The sequence below is a fragment of the Chitinophaga sp. genome (genome assembly GCF_036569125.1).
In the GTDB taxonomy this organism is placed as follows: Bacteria; Bacteroidota; Bacteroidia; order Chitinophagales; family Chitinophagaceae; genus Chitinophaga.
In genome coordinates, this window is record NZ_DATCRF010000378.1 from 1 (window position 1) to 4,857 (window position 4,857).

The 4,857-nt window shown below is 48.3% G+C and carries 2 protein-coding genes; both read right to left on the reverse strand.

The window, feature by feature from the left end; all coding sequences use genetic code 11:
* Positions 1-3,685: putative Ig domain-containing protein (locus VIM87_RS14040; protein ID WP_331997602.1), on the reverse strand; the 3,685-nt coding region annotated here is incomplete at its 3' end.
* A 222-nt stretch (positions 3,686-3,907) separates the two neighbouring features.
* Positions 3,908-4,857, reverse strand: a 950-nt coding sequence (locus VIM87_RS14045) for an acyltransferase (RefSeq protein ID WP_331997603.1), incomplete at its 5' end; no start/stop codon positions are given.

Sequence of the window (4,857 nt, forward strand, 5' to 3'; positions counted from 1 at the left end):
GCTTTACACCCTGTGCAACACTGGCAGCTGCAAAATTACCCGGCTGGGCAGGTGCAGTACCATCGTCATAAACAACGGTGATCACCATCGCATTAATGTAAGCGTACTGGGAGCCGGCAGCAGGCTGCAGGTCTATTTTAACATTGCCTGCGCTATCCGGCCTTACGTTATTGATGGTTACGGTTTGGCTGGTGTTGTTAGATGCGTTCAGCGTTACGCTGCTGCCGTTAATGGTATAGCTGGCAATACGGTTGTCTGATACGCCATAGCGGCTGCCAAAAAAGGTGAAGTTGTATTTATTTGCTGTAGGCAGGCCGCTGAGCTGCATGGTTTGCTTGTCAGTGTTGGTCCACCAGTTGCTGGTCATTACATTATCCGGGTACAGGCCGGCATTGCTGCCTGCATTATAGCCCTGGTTATTGGTATTGGCGCCGCCATTCACGGTTTGCCAGGGTGTAAGCACCGTCATGCTAAAGCCGGAGGCGTTGCCTTTATCATCTTTCCAGCCGGAATATATATCGTTCTGCAGGGGCTTCTTATTGGTATTGTTCCAGGGGCTGCCCGCCGTGTAAGAGCCGTCTGTAAAATTAACGTATACGTTGTAGTTGGGATTTACATCTGTTACCGTAATGGTAAAGCGCTGGGTAGCCAGCCCGCTTCTGCCGTCCGATACCTTCACTGTTACATTATACGTGCCGGCATTTGCATAGCCGGGTTTTACCAGCAGCTGCGCGGTATGGCCGGCCGGTGTAAGCGTTGCAAAGGAAGGCAGTCCGGTAACGGTCCATATAGCCGTATCCGTAGCATTTTGATCGCTGGCGGAAAGGCTTACCTGCAGGCTGTCTTTTTCAGCCAGGGTTATATTGGCAACGGGGCTTATTACCGGTTGATAGTTATCATCTACCGTTATTTTAAATGTTCGTGTCGTAGTGCCGTTATGCTGGTCGGTAGCAGTTGTTGTAATTGTGTATGCGCCGGTATCTGCCTGGGCAGGGGAGAAGATAACCGTAAGGCTGCCTGCGCTGCTGTCGGTAATGGCAGCAAAAGCCGGCAGGCCGGTAATGGCTTGTGTTACAGCTTCATTATCCGGATCTGTAGCGGTAATATGGTAAGTTAGCTGGGTGCCGTAGCGCATGGTTTGGTTTGCCAGGCCGCTGATAACAGGCAGGCTGTTCAATGTTTGCTTGGTTAGCTCATTGGAGTAACCGCTGCTACCGCCCCCGTTCTTAGCCAATACTTTATAGTAATATAGGCCATTGGCAAACAGCCCGGTATCCGCGTACTGCACGGTGGTGCCGGCGTTGGCAGCCAGTGTGGCCAGCAATAAATAGGTGCTGTTATTGTTATAGGAGCGATATAGCTCAAAGCTGGTTTCATTGTTGCTCCTGTCTGTCCATTGCAGGTCTATGCGGTTGGCAGATACGGAGGTAGCCGTAAGTGCGTTGGGCGAAGTAGGCAATACCGCTTTGCTGGTGGTGCCCTGTATATAATTACTTAAGTCGCTGCTGCCATATTTGTTGATGGCTTTTAGCTTGTAGTAGTAGCTGGTGTTGGCTGCCAAACCTCCGTCCGTATAGTTCCTTGCACCGGCTGCTACGGTGGTTACAATCCTGTAAGTGCCACCGGAGGTGGTGCTCCTGTATATTTCAAAAGCGGAAGCACGGCCGCTGCTATCGGCCCAGCTTATCTGCAGCTGGTTAAAGGATGCAGCAAGGGCAGTTAAACTGTATGGTATGGATGGTACATTGCCCAGGGTAATGGTATCCGTGGCATTTACTGCCGCAACAGATACCTGGTTGCTGGCCGGCGATTCATTGCCTGCCAGGTCGCGGGCCTTTACCACAAAGTTGTATACCTGGCGGTAATTAAGCCCATATACTGTTATGGCAAAACTGTCTTTAGGCGTGGTGTAGCTTTTAATACCATCTACATATACATCGTACCGGTCTACCCCCACCGCATCTGTAGCGCCGCTCCACTTTAACCTTATGGTATTACGGGTGGCACTAACCTTGGTTAAGGTTGGTGCGGTTGGCGCAGTGGTATCTGCTTTGGTAGTGGCGCTGGCTTCGTTGCTCACCGGCGCGGCACCGTTATCGTTCACTGCTCTTACAATATAATAAAAGCGGGTATTGGTGGGCAGGCTGGCATCTGTATACGTAAGCACATCCGCATTTACCTTGGCTACCAGCTGGTACTTGGTGCCCGGTGTAAGGGTACGGTATATTTCAAAGAATGTTTCATTATACGCCGGCGATGGCTTATCGATCCAGTTCAGTTTTAACGAGGTTTGGGAAAGGGACGAAACAATAAGGCCTGCAGCGGCATCCGGGGCATGTGCGCCTTTGGCCGGAATTACGCGGAAGGGTGCGGAGAAATTGTCGGAGCAGCCATATTTTTCAGTTACCCGCACTATATAGCCGCCGGTATCACGCGCGGCAAAAGTGCTGTTACGGCCTAATGTATCCGTACCACCGGCTTTCATCCATCTGTAGGTGTCATAACCTTCCGGTTCTGCCAGCACTACGCTGTCTTTCCCTTCCGGTGTGGGCAGCACGTTACTTTGCAGGCCGCTGGTGGTTATGGGGGGCGTTATGGTAGGCGCTTTGGGGCCTACTACTACCGGCTGGGGCGACCAGTCAGACCAGGTGTTGCCGCTCCTTACCCGCGCATCGTACGTGCCATAGCTGCTAGCCAGCAGCGTATTGCCGGTAGCGCCGGGTATTACGGTTCCGTTCTTCCGCCACTGATAGGCGTCAAAGCCGGCAGTGAGGCAAAGCGTGGTATTCACTGTTTCGCCGGTGCAATACTGGTAATGATTATATAAAGGCCAGGGGTTGGCTTTATTAGCCCGCATTATGAACGGGAAAAAATCAGCCTCATTCCAGGCAATAGTCCATATGCTATGTGGCTGGGTGGGGTAAATGGTGAGCTTATAGTTGGCGCCTGCATTTACGGCAGATGTTTGAATAAGGGTAGCTACAGCCGGGTTGGGGTTACCATCTTTACCACCCTGGAAATGCCATACCGGTATGGCTTTCCAAAGCTCGATGGAATCATCGTAAGTGTCTTTTGCTGCGCTGATGGGCGTTGCGCCTGCCACAAACTTAGGATGGCGGATAAGCATATCCCAGGCGGCCTGGCCACCGGCGGAATAACCGTCAATGGTTACACGGAATATATCCGCATGCAGCTGGGGAGCCATAAAATTGGTAACGATCTGCACCAGGTAATCATACTGCGTATTGCCAAAGAAACCGGTCAGGTTCTGCGGAAATATCACAAACCCGTCGTAGGAGCCGTCGTTCCTCTTAGCCAGGTGCTGCGTGCCGCCTGCTTCCAGCTGTTTTTCGTTATTATAAATATCTCCTTTGGAACCGGTGCCGTGAAACACGATCGTAACGGGGTATTTCTTGGTGGTGTCTGCCGCATTGAAGTTTTTGGGATACAGCAGGCGGAACTGCATGCCATTATAAATATAACATTTATAATCATCGGTGTTCCAGCTCAGGATCTTGGTCCTTACCCATTTGCCAATTTGGTTATAGGCGGGTTGCACCGGGGGCTTGGAGGAGTTGTATGTTACTACTGCATCATTCGGATCCAGCACGCTTTGTGCCCATGAAAAGGATGACTGAGTGCAAAAAAGCATCAGTATCACCAATCGGAGATAGAATTTGATCATATTATATGATTGAGTATCCGGTAATAAATTCATTGTTACCAGGCTCTTTCATGGGATATGATGGTTAAAATATTGGAATAGATGAATTCCCGAAGATGATCACACGATTAGATCAACAACAACGTAATAGTCTACACGATTAAAATCTGTGCAAGTTAGCAAACAAATTTTTCCCGTTCTATTAAAATTCTATTAAAATTTGATTACCGGAATAATTGTGGGTTATACACCCACCAGGAACTTACTCTTTTTCCCTAATATCCTTTGAGTTAACTGTAACGTCCATATGGAAAGTAACATTACTACTATAAGGCATACCGTCCAAACCACTAAATTACCCGGCATAGGTGCGTGAAATACCATTTGGTACACACCTCTTAATAAAAGCACAAAGAAGTAGTGTACAAAATAAATACCAAAACTCAGCACTGCCAGCACATCTACAAATTTAGGCACATATTTTTCCAGCCTCCACAGCCAGTAAAGGTAAAAAGGGCAGAACAGCATTTTATGTGTGTAGTCCACATTATCATAAAAACGGGGACTGATAAAATAATTCAATACTAAAAAAGCTATAGGCAGCACCGTTACTAAAACCCAGTATTTACGGGCAAATACAAGGTATTCATCTTTATAACGGCTCAGGAACATTCCAAAAACATATACCGATAAAAAGTGCACTGCCATCACCAGCGTATCGCTTAAGGTACTGCGTTGTACCACTAACGATAGTATAATAAGGCCCGGCAAAACACCGTAATATAATTTCGGATGACGGTCCACATACAGCAAAAGGGGCGCTATCAAATAATATAAAGTGATCATGGGTATAAACCACAACTGTTGCAAATGCGCCCCATGCAGCAAATAATAGCTACCCTGGCGCCACAGGCTCCACGATGCAAAATCCGGGTGGTCCTGCAGTGTAAATCCGTTAATATCCTGCGATATCAGGCGGTAAGCCATAACGGGTATGGATAACAGCAGGTATGGGCAAATTACGTTCTGGAACTTTTTAACCAGGTAATCCTTATACTCAAATTTGGCAGAAAGGTGCTGAAATAAGTAGCCTGCAATGAACAGGAACAGGATGGTGGAGTTTTGCATAATAATGTCCAGCACCTTATGCGATACAGACCCCTCTTTCCAGTTTAACAAAATATGCGCGCCTA